Here is a 16744-nt window from a genome sequence, read left to right as displayed (position 1 = left end):
TATTTTTTAAGTATCTTTAGTAGATACAAAATGACACACCTCTTGCCTAGAGCACTATAATATACGCCAAGGCAGCCAAATTACAAGTCCCCTTAAATCAAACGCCAAAGTCAGCTTTGGCGTTTTTTTATGACCTAATCTCTTCAAATTTTAGTAGTATTGCAGCTTGAAAATTCAGAGTTCCAAATCATGATTAAACGCACAAAAGCATCCATATCCAAATGCATCATCCACAAAGTGGGCAACAAGTTTAACAGCACCAAAAATGCCTTTTCAGAAAGCCTTTTAGAATTTGACGAAGCTAGTTACGAACTTCTGCTTCCCTATTTGCTCCGCCCTTTTGGAAGTATAGCCGAAACCTACCGCTTTAACCATCACTCCAACATAGAGCTAAACGAAATAAACAGTTATGCCTCTCAACTTTTAGTTGATGACACTGACTTTATTGACGTTTCAAAACACGTGGTTAATCACTTGTTCGAACAATCAAATTCTGCTCAAATAAAAACAGGAGATGTAATTGTATGCATGTTTCACGACATTCAGTACGAAGATTATACGACTGATGCTGTTGGGATTTTCAAAATTGAGAATAAAACCAACTTTTTCCAGACCTATATGGAAAATGGCAGCTACGATATTTACGTGCAATCTGGAATTCAGACCAAAAAAGTAGACAAGGGCTGCTTGATTCTTAATGCTGCCGACGCAGAAGGCAAAATTGTATTAAGCGTAGACCACAACAACTACGATACTCAATACTGGATCAAAAGTTTTTTAAACGTCAAATATCCTGACGATTCCAATGAACACACCAAAAACTACATCGAGATGTGCCGTGAATTTTCAAAGGAAGTGGTACAGCCTAATTTTGGTGGCCAAGAACACAGTAATTTTCTAGCAAAAACTGTCGATTTTTTTAAAGAGCGGGAAATTGCAAACGTCGAAAACTTTAAAGAAGAAGTCTTTGAAGAAGAAAAGCACAAAACTTTGTTTGACGACTTTAAAAAGGACTACGAATCTGATCACAACATCGTGATTCGCAATCAATTTGACATTTCGGAAGTAGTTCTAAAAAAGCAGAAACAAAAAATTAAAAGTGAGATCAAACTGGACACCAACATTCAAATTAAACTGGACATTGATGCCCCAGATGCTTCCGAAGACTACTTAGAACGCGGATATGATGAAGCAAAAAAAATGCACTACTACAAAGTGTTTTTTAACAAAGAATTCTGATTTTTATTAATACATATTCTGTAAATTTGCACTCGATTTTAATACTTTAATTATGAAAAATGCAATTTACACCCTAATTTTTGCGTTATTTTTAAATTTTAACGCTTTTAGCACAACGTCTAATGTTCAAGATTCCATGGCAGTTGGAGATGTTTTAACCATCAACACACCTGACAACCAATCCTTTAAGGACATCGATTTCCCTAAACTTAATCTTATCGTTAAACGTGGTGGAGTTGCCTCCTATAATAGTGTAGATAACATTGCAGTTGTAATTTCTGAAATCAAGGAAGATAGCAATGGCAACACTATTGCTGTATTGAAAAGACAGGACGGCAAAAAGTTCTTTAATCAATACAAAGAAGTATCTGCAAATTTGGACAATGCACTAGCATCTGGAGAATTAAGCATTGTAAAATAAGCTTATAATTTAGGCCCCTTATCTATATATAAACCCCAGAGTATTTTTTTAATACTTTGGGGTTTTCTATTTCTTAAGACCTTCTATTTTATCTGCTGTCAAACGGTATGCTGCTCCCTGACGAATTCAGCTTCAAAAAGCTGTTTGAAATGCTTAAGAAGACTTTCCTTTACCTCATTTTCATCTACTGTATCTACTCCCAATTCAACATTTAAAGAAGTAACCGCCTTGCCCCTAATACCACATGGAATAATGTTATCAAAATATCCCAAATCTGCGTTAACGTTTAAGGCAAATCCATGCATGGTCACCCAACGACTAGCCCTTACTCCCATAGCACAAATTTTTCTAGCAAACGGGGTTCCAACATCCAACCAAACACCAGTTTCCCCTTCACTACGCTCTGCTTTCAATCCGTATTCATCTAAAGTAAGAATCACCATTTCCTCAAGAAACCTTAGGTATTTGTGAATATCCGTAAAGAAATTATCCAGATCCAAAATAGGGTAACCTACAATTTGTCCTGGTCCGTGATAGGTAATATCACCTCCCCTATTAATTTTGTAAAAAGTAGCTCCCTTTGCATTGAGCTGTTCCTCATTTAACAGAAGATTAGACAAGTCGCCACTTTTCCCTAGAGTATATACATGTGGATGCTCAACTAACACAAAATAATTAGGTGTAGGTTGGTTGGTCCCTTCCCGCCTATTTTTTATTTTTAAATCAAGAATCTCTTTAAAAAGCAATTCCTGATAATCCCAAGTCTCTCTGTAATCCTTTAATCCTAAATCCTGTATTTGTACAACTTTGTTCAAACTCATCTCTCTAATATTACTTCTAAATTCAAGGCCTCTGGATTTTTAATATATTCCATAAAACCAAACTCAACGGTAACTGTTTTTCGGTCCTCACTAAACAATGCTGTTTCATTGGAAACCGACTTTATCGGTCTTGGAAAATGATAGTTTAATTTATAGGTTGAAGATTCATAAATCATCGCCATTTCGCTTAAACTATCAACCATTCTCTGATATAAATCCTTATCGATAATTTTTGTTTTTCTAGTAAATTTTCGTCCGTTAAAACTGTATTTCAACTCTGAAGTTTCCTGACCCAAGGACGCAAATTTGTTGCTACCTCCTGCAGCTTCCTTATCACCTAAACTTTGTATTTTGGTCATAGCAGATAACATATCCTGCAATTCGTCTACATCCTTAAAATCCGTAAACAAATCAAACGCCATAGTTTTGGATGCCGGATCCATAAGCATGTGCAAAGAGAAATTCTCCAAACTCCTCAAAGCCTCTTGTTCTTCCTTAGGCAACTGTGAAATACTATCCTTTTTTTCTTCAAAAAATTCCTTAAACGTGAATGTTGAATCTACCTTTTCCTCCGTTTGCTTTGCCAATTCGTCTCCCGTCATTTTCATCATTTCAGAAGCATCAAAAGTAAACTCCATTTTCCCCGAACCATTTTCATTGATGTAGATGTTCTCAGAAAACTCGCAGCTGGTTGCGGTGGTCAAAAGAATCCCCAAAAGGATCCAAACAATTTTGTTCATTGGTGAAAATTTAGATTACCCTACAAAGATACGTTATAAATCGCACATACCTTCAAGCCAAAGCACCACAATATAGCACTACCGCTTAGGGTTATTTACAATTACCAAAGCCGCAATCACTCCTGGAACCCAACCGCACAACCACAACAAAAAGACAATTAAAACCGAACCACATCCTTTATCTAAAACAGCCAAGGGAGGGCAAATTATAGATACCAAAACTCTCCAAATACTCATTAAAAAACTATTATTATTACAACTATATGTCTTAACAGACAAGCTATTTGTTACAAGACATTACCCATTAATTTCTTAATATTTACATAAATTTTCCTTTCACAAAAATCAAACTGAAAGTTGTATGCTAATTTTCACAAATAATGTAATTTTGCAGTTCTAAATTTATTAGCATGCAACTTTCAGAACAAGAACTCGTAAGAAGAGAGAAATTAACCAAACTTCGTGAATTGGGAATCAATCCCTATCCTGCCAACCTCTACCCTGTAGACCACACCTCTAAACAGGTGAAGGACAATTTTGAAGAAGGCAAGAAAGTCGTAGTGGCCGGTAGATTAATGTCTATGAGAGTTCAAGGTAAAGCTTCCTTTGCACAGTTACAGGATTCTGAAGGCAAAATACAAGTATACTTCAACAGGGACGAAATTTGTCCTGGTGAAGACAAAAGCAAATACAATGACGTCTTCAAAAAACTATTGGATTTTGGAGATTTTATAGGAATTGAAGGCGAATTGTTCCTTACCCAAGTAGGTGAAAAAACCATTATGGTAAAAGACTTTACCATATTGAGCAAATCCCTAAAGCCGTTGCCCCTTCCAAAAGAAAAGGATGGAGTAGTATACGATGCTTTTAGTGATCCAGAGCAACGCTACAGACAACGCTACGCCGATTTAGTGGTAAACCCACAGGTAAAGGATGTGTTTGTGAAGCGAACCAAACTGTTCAATGCCATGCGTCAATTCTTTAATGACTCAGGGTATTTTGAAGTAGAAACTCCTGTATTGCAACCTATTCCGGGTGGCGCTGCAGCTAGACCATTCATCACGCACCACAACTCTTTGGATATTCCACTTTACATGCGAATTGCCAACGAACTCTACCTTAAGCGTTTAATTGTTGGAGGTTTTGATGGCGTATACGAATTCTCCAAAAACTTCCGTAACGAAGGCATGGACAGAACCCACAACCCAGAATTTACGGCTATGGAAATTTATGTGGCCTACAAAGATTATAACTGGATGATGGATTTCTGTGAGCAATTGTTGGAACACTGTGCCATTGCTGTTAACGGTACTACCGAAGCTACTTTCGGGGAACACAAAATAGATTTCAAAGCACCTTACAAACGTGTTACCATGGCAGATTCCATTAAGGAATTTACCGGTTTTGACATTACAGGAAAATCTGAAGACGAAATAAGAGCAGCTGCCAAAGACATGGGCATTGCGATAGATGACACCATGGGTAAAGGCAAGCTTATCGACGAGATATTTGGAGAAAAATGTGAAGGTAAATACATCCAGCCAACCTTCATTACAGATTATCCAAAAGAAATGAGCCCTTTATGTAAAGAGCATAGAGACAACCCTGAATTAACGGAGCGTTTTGAATTGATGGTATGTGGCAAGGAAATTGCCAATGCCTATTCAGAGTTGAATGATCCGATCGATCAAAGAGAGCGTTTTGAGCACCAATTGAAATTAGCTGAAAAAGGAGACGACGAAGCAACTCAATTTATTGATTTCGACTTTCTAAGAGCTTTGGAATACGGAATGCCTCCTACTTCAGGAATGGGAATTGGAATGGATCGTTTAATCATGTTCTTAACCAACAACCAATCCATTCAAGAAGTATTGTTCTTCCCGCAAATGAAACCAGAGAAGAAAGGTCCAGAAATGAACGAAGACGAAAAAGCCGTATTGGAACTCCTTAAAAAGGAAACCCCAATAGATTTAAACGCTTTAAAAGTAAAGTCTGGATTGAGCAATAAAAAATGGGACAAAACCATTAAAGGTCTTACCAAACATGGCGTGGCCAAAGTAAACAAAACTGAAGAAGGACTTTTTGTAGAAGCCGTTAGCTAACATCCGGCTTCAACATCAAAATGTCCACGAAAAAGAACCGTTCCCCAATGCGGTTCTTTTTTTATGCCTTTATTTCAAGGCTCTATCCTAAATAGAAATTCATTTAAATGCGTCTTATCTCCGTTGTACACGGAAAAAAATTGACCGCATATCGATAAGTTGCACTCCAAAACAACATTTTCACTACATTAGTAACAGCTATTAATCAGTAATTTAAAACCAAATCCATGAAAAAGCTTACTCTTTTGATGGTACTTGTCATGTTGTGTGCAGCCTGTAGCAAAGATGATGATACCCCAACTGTGGCAGAATGCTTAAAACCGACCAACCTTTCCGAAACCAACCTTACCCACAACAGCGCATCCCTGCAATGGAACAATCCTAATGAAAGTGCTTCCATTAGTCTAGAATATGGCCCAAGTGGCTTTGAAATGGGTACCGGAACCACAATAACTTCAAATGGACTTTCAATAGAACTTAGCAACCTTCAAGCCAATACTACATACGACTACTATTTGGAGGCCAGCTGTTCCGAGGACAATTCTAGTTTACCAACCACGGTTAAAAGCTTTACAACGCTTCCTCCTCTTGTTGTGGCAGAGTTTAAACCCACCTTATCCGAGCTAAACCTATATAGTGGGCCGCTAACAGACCTCGTCCCTAGCATGTATACTTTTGAATACAAATTAAACACCCCGTTATATACCGACTATGCGCATAAACAACGTTTAATTGCATTGCCTGAAGGCGAAAGTATGGTATATGACGGAGATGGCCTTCCCATTTTTCCAGACAATACGCTTATTGCCAAAACCTTTTATTACTTCAATAATGAAATGGACGAATCCTTAGGCAAACAAATCGTAGAAACAAGAATCCTAATAAAAGCAAATGGAGAATGGCTAACAGGAAATTACGTTTGGAACGAAAGCCAAACAGAGGCCACCTTGGATGGGAACGGCCTAGAACTCCCCATTACTTGGGTGGATCAAAACGGAACGCCGCAAAACATCAATTATAAAATTCCTGCAGGTACAGATTGCGTAATGTGTCACAAAACCTATGAAGACATTACGCCAATTGGTCCCAAATTACGCAGTATGAATTTTGATGTCGCTGGCAACAACCAACTTCAGAACATGATTTCCCAAGGGTTATTAACAGGATCACCTTCACCTTCTGAAATAGGTCAGCTTATTGATTGGACCGATGTTAATCACCCCACAGAAGAGCGGGTTAGAGCCTATTTCGATATGAATTGTGCACATTGTCATTCGCCAGGCACTTACCACAACGTCAACTTCTTTGCAGCCATGGATCTTAGGTACGAAACCTCTTTTGAAGAATCCGGGATATATGAATCACGTTATGGCATCATGACAAGATTGCCTTCTTCCATACCACAATACAGCATGCCTTACATAGGCGTATCATTACCACATCAGGAAGCTTTAGACCTTATCATTCCATATTTGGAATCAATGGAGTGATTTTTGAATTGAAAGGAATCCATAAACCTTTGAAAACCCAAAGTTTTCGACCGTTAAAAAAATATTAAAACCCTATTGGCATTTAACACTTTATAAGCTAATCCTTATTTTCACACGATCAATTTAAAACAACTATATTTTGAGACATTTCTACCTTAAACTACTTCCTGTGGTGTCGGCCTTTATGGTCTTGACATGTTCTTCCACAAAAGAAGCTAGTAAATCTAAGGCTACAGTATCTTCTGGGCCAGTATCGTCTCCGGAAAAATCCAATGGAGACATGAAACCTTACGACAAAGTAATCACAGGCAGTGCAAAAACAGACGAAGGTCTTTTTGCTGTGCACAAAATAGACGAGGACTATTTTTACGAAATTCCAGATTCGCTATTTGAACGTGAAATGCTTATGGTAACCCGTATTGCAAAAACCGCTAGCGGCCTGGGCTTCGGTGGCGGTAAGCAAAACGAACAAGTATTACGTTGGCAAAAAAGAGACAATAAGGTACTGCTTCGTGTTGTTTCGTACAATGTAGTGGCTGCTGATTCACTTCCTGTCCACGAAGCAGTTGTGAACTCCAATTTTGAACCCATCCTTTACACATTTCCAATAAAAGCAATTGGAAAAGACTCTACCTCAACAGTAATCAATGTAACAGATCTATTCAACAAGGATGTAAAAGCCCTTGGCCTTCCTGAAGGGACCAGGAAACGCTATAAGGTGTCTAGATTAGAAGGCGACAAATCGTTTATTGAAAGTGTTAAAAGTTACCCGCAAAACGTAGAGGTACGACATGTAAAAACCTATAACGCAGGAAACCCTCCTTCCAACTCAAGCACAGGAACCATTTCTATTGAATTGAGCAATTCGATGATTCTGTTGCCTGAAATCCCTATGAAACGTCGCTATTTTGATGAGCGTGTTGGTTGGTTTACTTCTTCACAAACCGATTATGGTTTAGAAGCACAAAGAAGTAAAGATGTGGAGTTTTTAGACCGATGGAGATTGGAGGTAAAAGATGAAGACATCGAAAAATTCAACCGTGGTGAATTAGTGGAGCCTAAAAAGCAAATTGTATACTATATCGATCGTGCCACTCCTGAAAAATGGAGAAAATACATCAAGCAAGGAATTGAAGATTGGCAAGTAGCTTTTGAGGCCGCTGGTTTTAAAAATGCCATCATTGCCAAAGACCCTCCAACGCCTGAAGAAGACCCAGAGTGGAGCCCTGAAGATGTTCGCTATTCTGTAGTGCGTTACTTAGCCTCTCCTATTCCAAACGCCAACGGACCACACGTAAGCGATCCTAGAACTGGTGAAATTTTGGAAAGCGATATTAACTGGTACCACAACGTGATGTCCCTGTTGAGAGGTTGGTTTTTTGTCCAAACAGCAGCCATCAATCCAGACGCCCAGTCTCCAGAATTTAAAGATGAAGTCATGGGACGTTTAATCCGTTTTGTATCTTCTCACGAAGTTGGACACACTTTAGGATTACCTCACAACTGGGCCAGCAGTGTAGCCTATCCAGTTGAAAAACTGAGAGATCCAGAATTCACCAAAAAATACAGCACTGCACCTTCCATTATGGACTATGCACGTTTCAATTATGTAGCACAACCAGAGGACGGAGATGTAGCCTTGATGCCTAATATTGGAATCTATGACAAATATGCTATTTCTTGGGGGTACCGCCCAATCTTAGGCAAAACTGCCGAGGAAGAAAAAGCAACCCTAGACCAATGGATTTTAGAGCACGCAGGTGATCCTTTATACCGTTTTGGTCACCAACAAGTAGGAGATATTGTAGACCCAAGTTCGCAAAGAGAAGATTTGGGAGATGATGCAATTTTAGCTAGTGAATACGGAATCAAAAACTTAAAAAGAATTGTTCCTAACTTAATTAAATGGACTTCAGAACCAGGCGAGAATTATTCCGATTTGGATGAAATGTACGGTCATGTGGTTTCGCAGTTTAAGCGTTACATGGGCCATGTGTCTGTTAATATTGGAGGTATTTACGAATACTACAAAACTTCAGAACAAGAAGGTCCCGTGTACATTCCAGTTCCTAAGGAACACCAAAAGAACGCCCTTAAGTTTGTAAACGAGCAACTGTTTGCAACCCCTGAGTGGCTAATTGATACTGATATTTTTGGAAGAATAGAATATTCTGGAGCTGTGGAACGCATTAGAAAACTGCAATCAGACATCCTAGATGACATTTTAAGTTTGGGTAGAATGCAACGCTTGATTGAAACACAAACGCTATATGGAAATTCTGCCTATGCTTTAACCGACATGATGAAGGATCTAAGAAACGGTGTTTGGAGCGAATTAAGAAGCGGTAAGTCCATTGAAACCTACCGACGCAACTTACAACGTGCGCACATTGATAGATTGGCTTATTTAATGACGGCCGACAGTCAAAAGAAAGCACCTTCCTTTGGAGGCTATCAAAAATCGACTGCTGTAACGACAAGTCAATCGGATATTAGAGCGGTTGTTAGAGCAGAATTAAAGTCTTTGGAAAGCGCTATTAAATCTGGCTTAAACAGAACAAGTGACCAATTAAGCAAAATTCATTTGCAAGATGCGCTTGAACGTATCGATGCTATTGTGAATCCACAATCTTAAACGAAGAACATCTTCAAAACGAAAAAGCTTCAGAAGTAATTCTGAAGCTTTTTTTTGTTTATATAAATTGTTTTCTACAATCCTAAAACATCAGTTCCCTGCTCGTAAATAACATCTACAGGAATATTGGAAGCACTCAATCTATCCAAATCACTTTGAAGCTCGTTTGAAATAGCAGCCTTTTCAGCTACCAAAGCCCCTACTCCAGCATAATCTCCGTCACCTTGAAGCTTCAAAATCAAACCAGATAAGTCTTTCATAGCTACAATCATATTGTCATAGTTTACTTTATAAGTACCATCTTCCGACCTTGTAAATGCGCCGTGCTCCTTAAAAAAGTTAAAACGAATCATATTAGCCTTTCCATGAGCCGAGGATGCACCAAAACGCACTGAGCGGAAAATACTCGCCATAAACGTGGTCATATAATCTTTCATATCCCCATCAATTTCACCTTTTTCATGCAATTGTTGAACCATATACAATCCCAATACATCAGCTTTTCCCTCTTCCAAGGCGCTCGACAACTCCTTAAGCGACTCCCTCACGGTCCCTTTTCCATTAATGGTGTTTTTAACTCCTAATCCATGAGCCACTTCATGAAACATCGTATTGGCAAAAAAGGCATCAAAAGTGATGTGGTTACGCTGACTTTCGTCTATCAAAACTTCTGAAATAGGAACCAAAATCTTATCAAATTTGGCGCGCATAGCATTTTTCAACTGTAAACGTCTTGTTCCTTTTTCCAATTGCACCTTTTCATCATTTGGCAAATTAATTGCTATGGTTTTACTACCGGCATTACAATCACCAGCGTAGTAAACAACATCATAGGCATTAAGGTCGCTATCGGTTCCAGGAGTTTCTTTTTTATAGGCTTCTTCCACTGGCAAATTCTTTTGTAGTTCCGGTAAAAAGCTTGCAAAACGCGCCAATTTAGCACTCCAATCCTGATCTTTAATCAACACATAAGCCTCGTGAGACGCCTTGTTCCCGAACATTTGATCTTCATAAGTTTCAATAGGCCCGATTACGATATCCAATGTATTGGACTTCATATCCATCCACGCCAAATCACTTGGTTGGTAGTCATCTGTCAATAAGGCATCGGCTCTCAACTCCAAATATTTCTTCAAACCTTCATCCTCGGCCAATGTTGATGCTTCCATCAATAAAGCCGCCACGTCCTTCAACTCGGCTTCAAACTGTTGGTGGTAAGGAATGGAATACAACTTCCCATTCTCATCACGACGTACAAAGTTGTAAATGCTATTTTTATCGTCAATTTGAGCTGCCTTGAATTCCTCTGGCGTCATATCCTTCGGATAAAAGTTTGCTCCTAAAGGTTTCTCCCCAACACCTTCTACAAAAGGCTTATTACCGTCCAAACGGTCCCAAGGCCCATAATTGATAATAGTAAAGGTTTTAGTGTCGGCATCTGAAATGGAATTAAGTAGAGCGTCTTTGTCACCATAGGCTTCGTACCAAAACAGGTCGTTCATTCGTTCAGCTGCCTGAATTAAAATAGGGATCATTTTTTGCTCGCTTTCGGTAAGCTTGGAAATATCCGAAGTAAGTTTCACTGAAACATATTTACCCAACTTTTTAGTCATATCAACCTGAGTAACTTCCTGAGGTTCTTCTTGGACTACTTCTTCTTTTGTTTTTTCATTTTTACATGAGGATGCCAACACCATAAGTGCTAACATTGTAACAATGTTTTTCATATAGTTTAGAGAATTTATTTACTGCCAAAGTTAGCTAATTACTGATTAGTTTTCAACATAATTGGCAATTGGCTGATTATTGTCCAAAACAGCTTCTCGTTTCTAAAGTGTAGTCTGAAACAGTTTATTATAAAATGGAAACCACCCCGCTCTACCCTACAACACTCAACTTAATAGCGCAGGCCCAACATGTTAACAAGTAGTTAAAATTGACAACTCCATTAAACCATCCACCAACCCTTAAGTCTAAAAAGCAGAGTAACGTAAAAACGTAATACCATGAAAACAATATTCTTAATGGCCTTTGCAATCATTGCATTTCAGGTCAGCGCACAACAAGGCCCTAGAAACTTCCAAAACGGAAATCGAGGAGACCGCATGGGCATGTTACAAGATTTAACACCCGAGCAGGCTTCAGAATTACGTACCAAAAGAATGACCCTTAATTTGGACTTAACAGAAGCTCAGCAAAAAGAACTACAAGCTATAAATCTGGAAGAAGCCAAATATAGAAAGGCTAAAATGACTGCCAGACAAAGCATGAGACAACAAGGCCAATGCCCATCCAGTGATGTCATGGCCGCTAGAATGAACGAAAGATTGGACCGTCAAATTGAATATAAGAAAAAAGTTAAGCGCATTTTGACCGATGAACAGTATGAAAAATGGGAAACCATTAGAGGGCAAAATCAAAAACAAATGCTCGCTCAAAGAGGAAAATCCCCTAGGAATAGATAATTTTTGGTTGGTTAATTAGTTTTAGTTAGTGAAAAAGCATTGATTTTAAAGTCAATGCTTTTTGTTTGTTTTTAAGTTTGAAATTTTATTACTTTAGATTTTCAATTTTGAACTAACATAACACACCTATGAAAAAAATAATTACGCTTTGCCTTTTTATGGGCACCCTATTATTTGGAGCAGGAAATCTTGCTGCCCAAAACACTATTGAAATTAATAAAATAGCCTCTGAAAAAGCAGAATCCCTTAGAAAGGTTATTAAGTTTGATACAGACACACTTGAAGAAGTATACCAAGCTTATAAAGATTATGAGACTAAGTACCAAGCTATCAGTTCCGACCTGAAAGCCAACTGGGAAGCTAAAGTTAAAATTGACAAAGAATTGGATCAATCTATGAAGAACTTATTAACCGAAGATCAATATTTCCAATATAAAAATCTCTCGGCTAATTAATTTTCACGCAAGAATATTTATAAAAAAAAGCGATTCAAATTGAATCGCTTTTTTTGTGCTTTATTTTAATGTTGCGGCTACTTTATCCACCGCTTTTATAGTGGCATCCAAATCTTCATAAGAAAGTGCATCACTTATAAACCATGTTTCAAAGGCACTAGGCGCTATATACACCCCTTCATTAAGCATTCCATGGAAAAAGGCCTTAAACGTATCGTTATTGCCCTTAGCAGAGGATTCAAAATCCACTACAGCATCTTCCGCAAAATGCACCGAAATCATAGACCCCACTCTATTGATGGTATGCACGATTTCATGTTGTTCCAACACTTCGGCTATCCCTTTATGTAAATAGGCCGTCTTTTCTTCTAATCTTGTGAATATTTCTGGGGTTCCATTCAATTCCGATAGCATAGCTAAACCAGCAGCCATTGCCAGCGGGTTTCCGCTCAAGGTTCCAGCCTGATAAACGGCTCCCAACGGCGCCAAGTAATTCATAATTTCGTTTCTGGCTGCAAAGGCACCTACCGGCAAACCACCTCCAATTACTTTACCAAAACACACGATATCGGCATCTACATTGAATAATTCCTGAGCGCCTCCTTTGGCCAATCTAAAACCAGTCATGACCTCATCAAAAATCAACAGAATTCCATGTTCATCACAAAGTGCTCTCAACTTCTGAAGGAAATTATCCCTTGGTGGCACACAGCCCATATTTCCGGCGACAGGCTCCAAAATAATACAGGCTATTTCTCCTGCATTGGCCTCAATAAGCGCTTTTACATTCTCAATATCATTATATTTTGCCAGCAACGTGTCCTTTGCCGTGCCTTGCGTTACTCCTGGACTGTTAGGACTGCCAAAAGTGACTGCACCACTTCCTGCTTGGATCAAGAATGAATCACTATGGCCGTGGTAGCAACCTGCAAATTTTATAATCTTATCCTTTCCTGTAAACCCTCTTGCCAAACGCACCGCACTCATGCAAGCTTCGGTTCCAGAATTTACAAAACGAATTTTATCAATATTAGGCACCATAGAAACTGCCAATTCAGCAATTGTAGTTTCTATCTCCGTGGGCATCCCAAAAGAAGTCCCTTTTTTAGCTTTGTCAATGACCGCCTCAACTACCGGTGGGTGTGCATGCCCTAAGATCATAGGCCCCCATGAGTTGATATAATCGATATAACGATTGTCATCTTCATCATATACATAAGCACCTTTGGCGGATTTGGCAAAAATTGGCGTTCCTCCTACCGCTTTAAAAGCCCGTACTGGGGAATTCACCCCACCAGGAATTACTTCCTCCGCCAATTTAAACAGTGTACTGCTTCGTTGATATAACATCTTTAGTTATTTTTTATAATTAACATTTGACCAATACTTAAATCGTTACTTCTCATACCATTCAATTCCCTGATGGATTCCACCGTTGTATTATAACGCTTGGAAATTGAATATAAGGTATCTCCTTTTACCACTTCATGAGTGGTAACATTGTCATTGCTTGCTACAACCTCTTTGGTTGGAGGTGCGTAACTCCCTCTTTTCCCAAGAACTTGCTCATCATATTTGTACAATTGGTAACGTTCAATCAAACTGATCAGTTTCTCTGGATATTTTCTATCAGTAGCATAGCCTGCTGCTCTCAACCCTCTTGCCCAAGATTTATAATCGTCCTGTTTATAGTCGAACAATTTGGCATAGCGACTTCTAGACGTCAAAAACGCCGAATGGTCTTCAAAAGAAGATTCCGCATGCGAATACTTTCTAAAACATTCCTGTGAAGCATCATCGTCGTGGTAAATTTTTGGCCCTTTCCATCCGTGGCATTTGATACCAAAATGGTTATTAGCCTCAACTGCCAATCGTGCTTGACCGGAACCAGATTCCAAAATACCTTGTGCCAAGGTGATACTTGCTGGAATTTTATACTTACGCATTTCTTCCATAGCAATGGCATTAAAATTAGCTATGTAAGCTTCGGTAGCACTGGCGTAGGTTTTAGGAGGAGTCTTGGTACTGGTTTCTTGAGTACTTTTAGGCTCTTCAGGTTTCACATCCACCTGAACAGAAACGGTTCTTGGTGGTACATCTTTCTTTTTGGTAACCACAGTCCTTTTGGACCCACATCCTACTAAAAACATTCCTGTCAAGGCTACTAAAACTATGCGCTTCATATACTATTTAATCTATTATCGGTAATTGCTTTCGCTTTAAATTAATGTTCATTCCTTCAATGCCCTGTAAACCGCCCGTATGGATGGCCAATATTTTGGATGGCTCTGGGAAATATCCTTTTTTGATCAAATCCAAAATACCATACATCATTTTACCCGTGTAAACAGGATCTAAAGGAATTTGATATTGTTTCTTAAACTGATTAATAAAACTGATTAAATCTTCATTTATTTTGGCGTATCCTCCAAAATGGTAATCCTCAATCAACGACCAGTTTGTATTTCTTGCAAACTTACTAATATCCTTGGACAAAAAACCACCTTTCAAGGCGGGAAATCCCAGAATCTTTTGGGTTGAAGTGCTGCCATTAATGAGACCCGAAATAGTGCCTCCTGTGCCCACGGCACAACAGATATAATCAAAATCCTCTTGGACGTCCTTTAAAATTTCTTCGCTGCCTTTCACCGCCAATTCATTGGTACCTCCCTCTGGAACTAAATAGAACGATCCAAATTTAGTTTCTAATTGCTGAATAAACTCAGGGGAAGTTTTGTACCTATAATCCTCCCTGGTGACAAACTGAAACTGCATGCCACATTCCTCAGCAAATTTTAAGGTGGGGTTATCGGCAACTTTATAGGCAAGCTCTTCTCCCCTAATCACCCCTAGGGTTTTAAATCCTTGTGCTTGTCCAGCAGCCGCAACTGCAGCAATATGGTTTGAAAAGGCACCTCCAAAGGTGAGCAAGGTATCAAATCCCCCATCCTTAGCAGCTTTCAAATTATATAAAAGCTTACGGTATTTATTGCCAGAAACATGCTCATGAATTCTATCTTCACGCTTTACAAACAATTGAACAGAACCGTATTCGGGTGGCAACAGCACCTTTTGAATCACGGCATCTTCCAGTTTAAATTTCATGTTTGCAAAGGTACTTCAAAAAGGCGAAAAAAGGTCTTGTCTTAAGGTATTCCATATTGCATTCCTGTGAAAAGGCTTCGCGTTCAAAAGAAATATTCCGGTAGGCTCTTCTGTGGTTTCTGTATTTTATCAATCCGAACACATACTCCAAAAAATACCATACATAAAAAGGCAAAATCAACAATTCCAATTGCTGCCGTAAATGAATATATTCATGGTTAATCAAAACTATATCGGACTTCAAGGCTTTCTCCTTCAAAAATACAAAAGGGTACATTGTCATCCCTGTATAACCTTTCGGAACTAAATATTTGGAAACAAAAATCATAGAAGTTACCCTTTCAAAAATCACTCCAAATTACATTATCTTTGCCACATGAAGAAAATAATTCCTATTGAAGAAGGAGATTACTACCTCACCCCGGAAGGCTACCGTTGCTTTACAGAACAATACCATCTAAAACGTGGCTACTGCTGCCAAAGTGGCTGTAGACACTGCCCCTATGGTTACAATAAAAATACGGGGACCACTAAAAAATAAATCCTTTTATTTCGTAATTTTAGTTTTATAAATCACTAATATTCCAATATTTGCATTAAAATACTGGTATGATTATTGATTAGTTTAATGTTGAACCAAAAGTGACTAACTCTGTTTTGGGAACATTCAAAATACCATATTACCAAATTAAAATTGAGAACACTATGAAAAATTTTTTAACTACGCTCACACTTGCCATTATAGTATTGACAGCGACTTCCTGTAGTTCTGTACAGGTTGCTTCCGATTACGATAAAAAGGTAGATTTCGCACAATACAAAACCTTTGCCTTTTTCAAAACAGGGATTGACAAAGCCGAAATTAACGATTTGGACAAAAAACGCATCCTAAGAGCCATTGAAGCCGAACTCCTGGCCAAGGGCTATACCAAATCTGAAAATCCAGATATGCTGGTAAGCATTTTCACCAAATCGAGGGAACAAGTAAATGTCTATAATAATGGCTTTGGACCTTACGGTTATGGCTGGGGGTGGAGCCCTTACTATTGGAACAATTACAACTCTGTCTCTGTTAACACTGAAGGTGTTTTGTACATAGATCTTATTGATAACGCCAAAAAAGAGTTAGTTTGGCAAGGACAAGGCACTGGATACCTATCTAAAAATATCAATAAAAAAGAAGAACGCATCAATGAGTTTGTTGCCAAAATCATGGAAAAATATCCTCCGGAAATGATTAAGTAAGATAACCTCACGCAAAACTTAAAGGC

Annotated in this window: 17 protein-coding genes; 9 read left to right on the top strand and 8 right to left on the bottom strand. The window is 38.6% G+C overall.

Annotation, left to right across the window (positions count from 1 at the left end; genetic code table 11):
- Window positions 1-189: 189 nt before the first annotated feature.
- Window positions 190-1239 (top strand): nucleoid-associated protein, encoded by a 1050-nt coding sequence (locus tag RBH95_RS04515; protein WP_307901527.1) that lies wholly within the window; start codon window positions 190-192, stop codon window positions 1237-1239.
- 52 nt (window positions 1240-1291) lie between these two features.
- Window positions 1292-1660, top strand: coding sequence for a hypothetical protein (locus tag RBH95_RS04510; protein ID WP_307901526.1), 369 nt, complete (start codon window positions 1292-1294; stop codon window positions 1658-1660).
- A 98-nt stretch (window positions 1661-1758) separates the two neighbouring features.
- Here the strand turns inward: RBH95_RS04510 and lipB are convergent, their stop codons facing one another.
- From lipB to RBH95_RS04495, 3 genes are all read right to left on the bottom strand, one after another.
- Complete coding sequence (gene lipB, locus RBH95_RS04505; RefSeq protein ID WP_307902227.1) at window positions 1759-2475, bottom strand: lipoyl(octanoyl) transferase LipB; 717 nt, start codon at window positions 2473-2475, stop codon at window positions 1759-1761.
- Window positions 2476-2477: 2 nt separating this feature from the next.
- The gene (locus RBH95_RS04500) at window positions 2478-3221 is read right to left on the bottom strand and encodes a hypothetical protein (protein WP_307901525.1); all 744 of its coding nucleotides are present in this window, start codon (window positions 3219-3221) and stop codon (window positions 2478-2480) included.
- Window positions 3222-3299: 78 nt separating this feature from the next.
- Entirely contained in the window at window positions 3300-3458 is a 159-nt protein-coding gene (locus RBH95_RS04495) for a YqaE/Pmp3 family membrane protein (protein ID WP_307901524.1), read from the bottom strand.
- A 173-nt stretch (window positions 3459-3631) separates the two neighbouring features.
- On the opposite strand from RBH95_RS04495, the gene lysS reads away from it, so the two are divergent.
- The 3 genes from lysS (at window position 3632) to RBH95_RS04480 (ending at window position 9448) form a co-directional block, all read left to right on the top strand.
- Window positions 3632-5323 carry a lysine--tRNA ligase gene (gene lysS, locus RBH95_RS04490; RefSeq protein WP_307901523.1) on the top strand — a complete coding sequence of 564 codons (1692 nt, stop codon included), beginning with the start codon at window positions 3632-3634 and terminating at the stop codon, window positions 5321-5323.
- Window positions 5324-5550: 227 nt separating this feature from the next.
- A complete protein-coding gene (locus RBH95_RS04485) occupies window positions 5551-6813 on the top strand; it encodes a fibronectin type III domain-containing protein (protein WP_307901522.1) in 1263 nt (420 codons plus the stop codon).
- A gap of 184 nt (window positions 6814-6997) precedes the next feature.
- Window positions 6998-9448, top strand: a complete 2451-nt coding sequence (locus RBH95_RS04480) for a zinc-dependent metalloprotease (protein WP_307902226.1) — start codon at window positions 6998-7000, stop codon at window positions 9446-9448.
- 74 nt (window positions 9449-9522) lie between these two features.
- Here the strand turns inward: RBH95_RS04480 and RBH95_RS04475 are convergent, their stop codons facing one another.
- Window positions 9523-11157, bottom strand: coding sequence for a Zn-dependent hydrolase (locus tag RBH95_RS04475; protein WP_307901521.1), 1635 nt, complete (start codon window positions 11155-11157; stop codon window positions 9523-9525).
- 297 nt (window positions 11158-11454) lie between these two features.
- Between RBH95_RS04475 and RBH95_RS04470 the strand changes: the two genes are divergently transcribed.
- Both RBH95_RS04470 and RBH95_RS04465 read left to right on the top strand, forming a co-directional pair.
- Window positions 11455-11913, top strand: coding sequence for a Spy/CpxP family protein refolding chaperone (locus tag RBH95_RS04470; RefSeq protein ID WP_307901520.1), 459 nt, complete (start codon window positions 11455-11457; stop codon window positions 11911-11913).
- A 128-nt stretch (window positions 11914-12041) separates the two neighbouring features.
- Window positions 12042-12368 (top strand): hypothetical protein, encoded by a 327-nt coding sequence (locus RBH95_RS04465; RefSeq protein WP_307901519.1) that lies wholly within the window; start codon window positions 12042-12044, stop codon window positions 12366-12368.
- Window positions 12369-12428: 60 nt separating this feature from the next.
- Here RBH95_RS04465 and hemL read toward each other — a convergent pair whose 3' ends face one another.
- Genes hemL through RBH95_RS04445 form a run of 4 tightly spaced genes read right to left on the bottom strand, consistent with a single transcriptional unit; the run spans window position 12429 to window position 15801 of the window.
- The gene (gene hemL / locus RBH95_RS04460; RefSeq protein ID WP_307901518.1) at window positions 12429-13718 is read right to left on the bottom strand and encodes a glutamate-1-semialdehyde 2,1-aminomutase; all 1290 of its coding nucleotides are present in this window, start codon (window positions 13716-13718) and stop codon (window positions 12429-12431) included.
- Window positions 13719-13720: 2 nt separating this feature from the next.
- A complete protein-coding gene (locus RBH95_RS04455; RefSeq protein WP_307901517.1) occupies window positions 13721-14551 on the bottom strand; it encodes a glucosaminidase domain-containing protein in 831 nt (276 codons plus the stop codon).
- Between the two features lie 7 nt (window positions 14552-14558).
- Window positions 14559-15473: a 1-aminocyclopropane-1-carboxylate deaminase/D-cysteine desulfhydrase gene (locus RBH95_RS04450; protein ID WP_307901516.1), complete on the bottom strand. Its 915-nt coding sequence runs from the start codon at window positions 15471-15473 to the stop codon at window positions 14559-14561.
- A complete protein-coding gene (locus RBH95_RS04445) occupies window positions 15463-15801 on the bottom strand; it encodes a hypothetical protein (protein WP_307901515.1) in 339 nt (112 codons plus the stop codon). Before RBH95_RS04445 ends, RBH95_RS04450 begins: the two co-directional genes overlap by 11 nt.
- 48 nt (window positions 15802-15849) lie before the next feature.
- Between RBH95_RS04445 and RBH95_RS04440 the strand changes: the two genes are divergently transcribed.
- On the top strand, window positions 15850-16014 hold the full coding sequence (locus RBH95_RS04440) for a DUF5522 domain-containing protein (protein WP_197276095.1): 165 nt from the start codon (window positions 15850-15852) through the stop codon (window positions 16012-16014).
- 164 nt (window positions 16015-16178) lie between these two features.
- Window positions 16179-16718 carry a DUF4136 domain-containing protein gene (locus RBH95_RS04435; protein WP_307901514.1) on the top strand — a complete coding sequence of 180 codons (540 nt, stop codon included), beginning with the start codon at window positions 16179-16181 and terminating at the stop codon, window positions 16716-16718.
- Window positions 16719-16744: the final 26 nt, after the last annotated feature.

Source organism: Mangrovimonas sp. YM274 (genome assembly GCF_030908385.1).
In the GTDB taxonomy this organism is placed as follows: domain Bacteria; phylum Bacteroidota; class Bacteroidia; order Flavobacteriales; family Flavobacteriaceae; genus Mangrovimonas_A.
This window is presented reverse-complemented; position numbering and strand designations above follow the sequence as displayed.

Excerpts from the sequence above, each read along its gene's own strand:
- RBH95_RS04515 (WP_307901527.1), top strand. The coding sequence starts at position 190 with ATGATTAAACGCACAAAAGCATCCATATCCAAATGCATCATCCACAAA.
- RBH95_RS04510 (WP_307901526.1), top strand. The coding sequence starts at position 1,292 with ATGAAAAATGCAATTTACACCCTAATTTTTGCGTTATTTTTAAATTTT.
- RBH95_RS04500 (WP_307901525.1), bottom strand. The coding sequence starts at position 3,221 with ATGAACAAAATTGTTTGGATCCTTTTGGGGATTCTTTTGACCACCGCA.
- RBH95_RS04495 (WP_307901524.1), bottom strand. The coding sequence starts at position 3,458 with ATGAGTATTTGGAGAGTTTTGGTATCTATAATTTGCCCTCCCTTGGCT.
- lysS (WP_307901523.1), top strand. The coding sequence starts at position 3,632 with ATGCAACTTTCAGAACAAGAACTCGTAAGAAGAGAGAAATTAACCAAA.
- RBH95_RS04485 (WP_307901522.1), top strand. The coding sequence starts at position 5,551 with ATGAAAAAGCTTACTCTTTTGATGGTACTTGTCATGTTGTGTGCAGCC.
- RBH95_RS04480 (WP_307902226.1), top strand. The coding sequence starts at position 6,998 with ATGGTCTTGACATGTTCTTCCACAAAAGAAGCTAGTAAATCTAAGGCT.
- RBH95_RS04475 (WP_307901521.1), bottom strand. The coding sequence starts at position 11,157 with ATGTTAGCACTTATGGTGTTGGCATCCTCATGTAAAAATGAAAAAACA.
- RBH95_RS04470 (WP_307901520.1), top strand. The coding sequence starts at position 11,455 with ATGAAAACAATATTCTTAATGGCCTTTGCAATCATTGCATTTCAGGTC.
- RBH95_RS04465 (WP_307901519.1), top strand. The coding sequence starts at position 12,042 with ATGAAAAAAATAATTACGCTTTGCCTTTTTATGGGCACCCTATTATTT.
- hemL (WP_307901518.1), bottom strand. The coding sequence starts at position 13,718 with ATGTTATATCAACGAAGCAGTACACTGTTTAAATTGGCGGAGGAAGTA.
- RBH95_RS04455 (WP_307901517.1), bottom strand. The coding sequence starts at position 14,551 with ATGAAGCGCATAGTTTTAGTAGCCTTGACAGGAATGTTTTTAGTAGGA.
- RBH95_RS04450 (WP_307901516.1), bottom strand. The coding sequence starts at position 15,473 with ATGAAATTTAAACTGGAAGATGCCGTGATTCAAAAGGTGCTGTTGCCA.
- RBH95_RS04445 (WP_307901515.1), bottom strand. The coding sequence starts at position 15,801 with ATGATTTTTGTTTCCAAATATTTAGTTCCGAAAGGTTATACAGGGATG.
- RBH95_RS04440 (WP_197276095.1), top strand. The coding sequence starts at position 15,850 with ATGAAGAAAATAATTCCTATTGAAGAAGGAGATTACTACCTCACCCCG.
- RBH95_RS04435 (WP_307901514.1), top strand. The coding sequence starts at position 16,179 with ATGAAAAATTTTTTAACTACGCTCACACTTGCCATTATAGTATTGACA.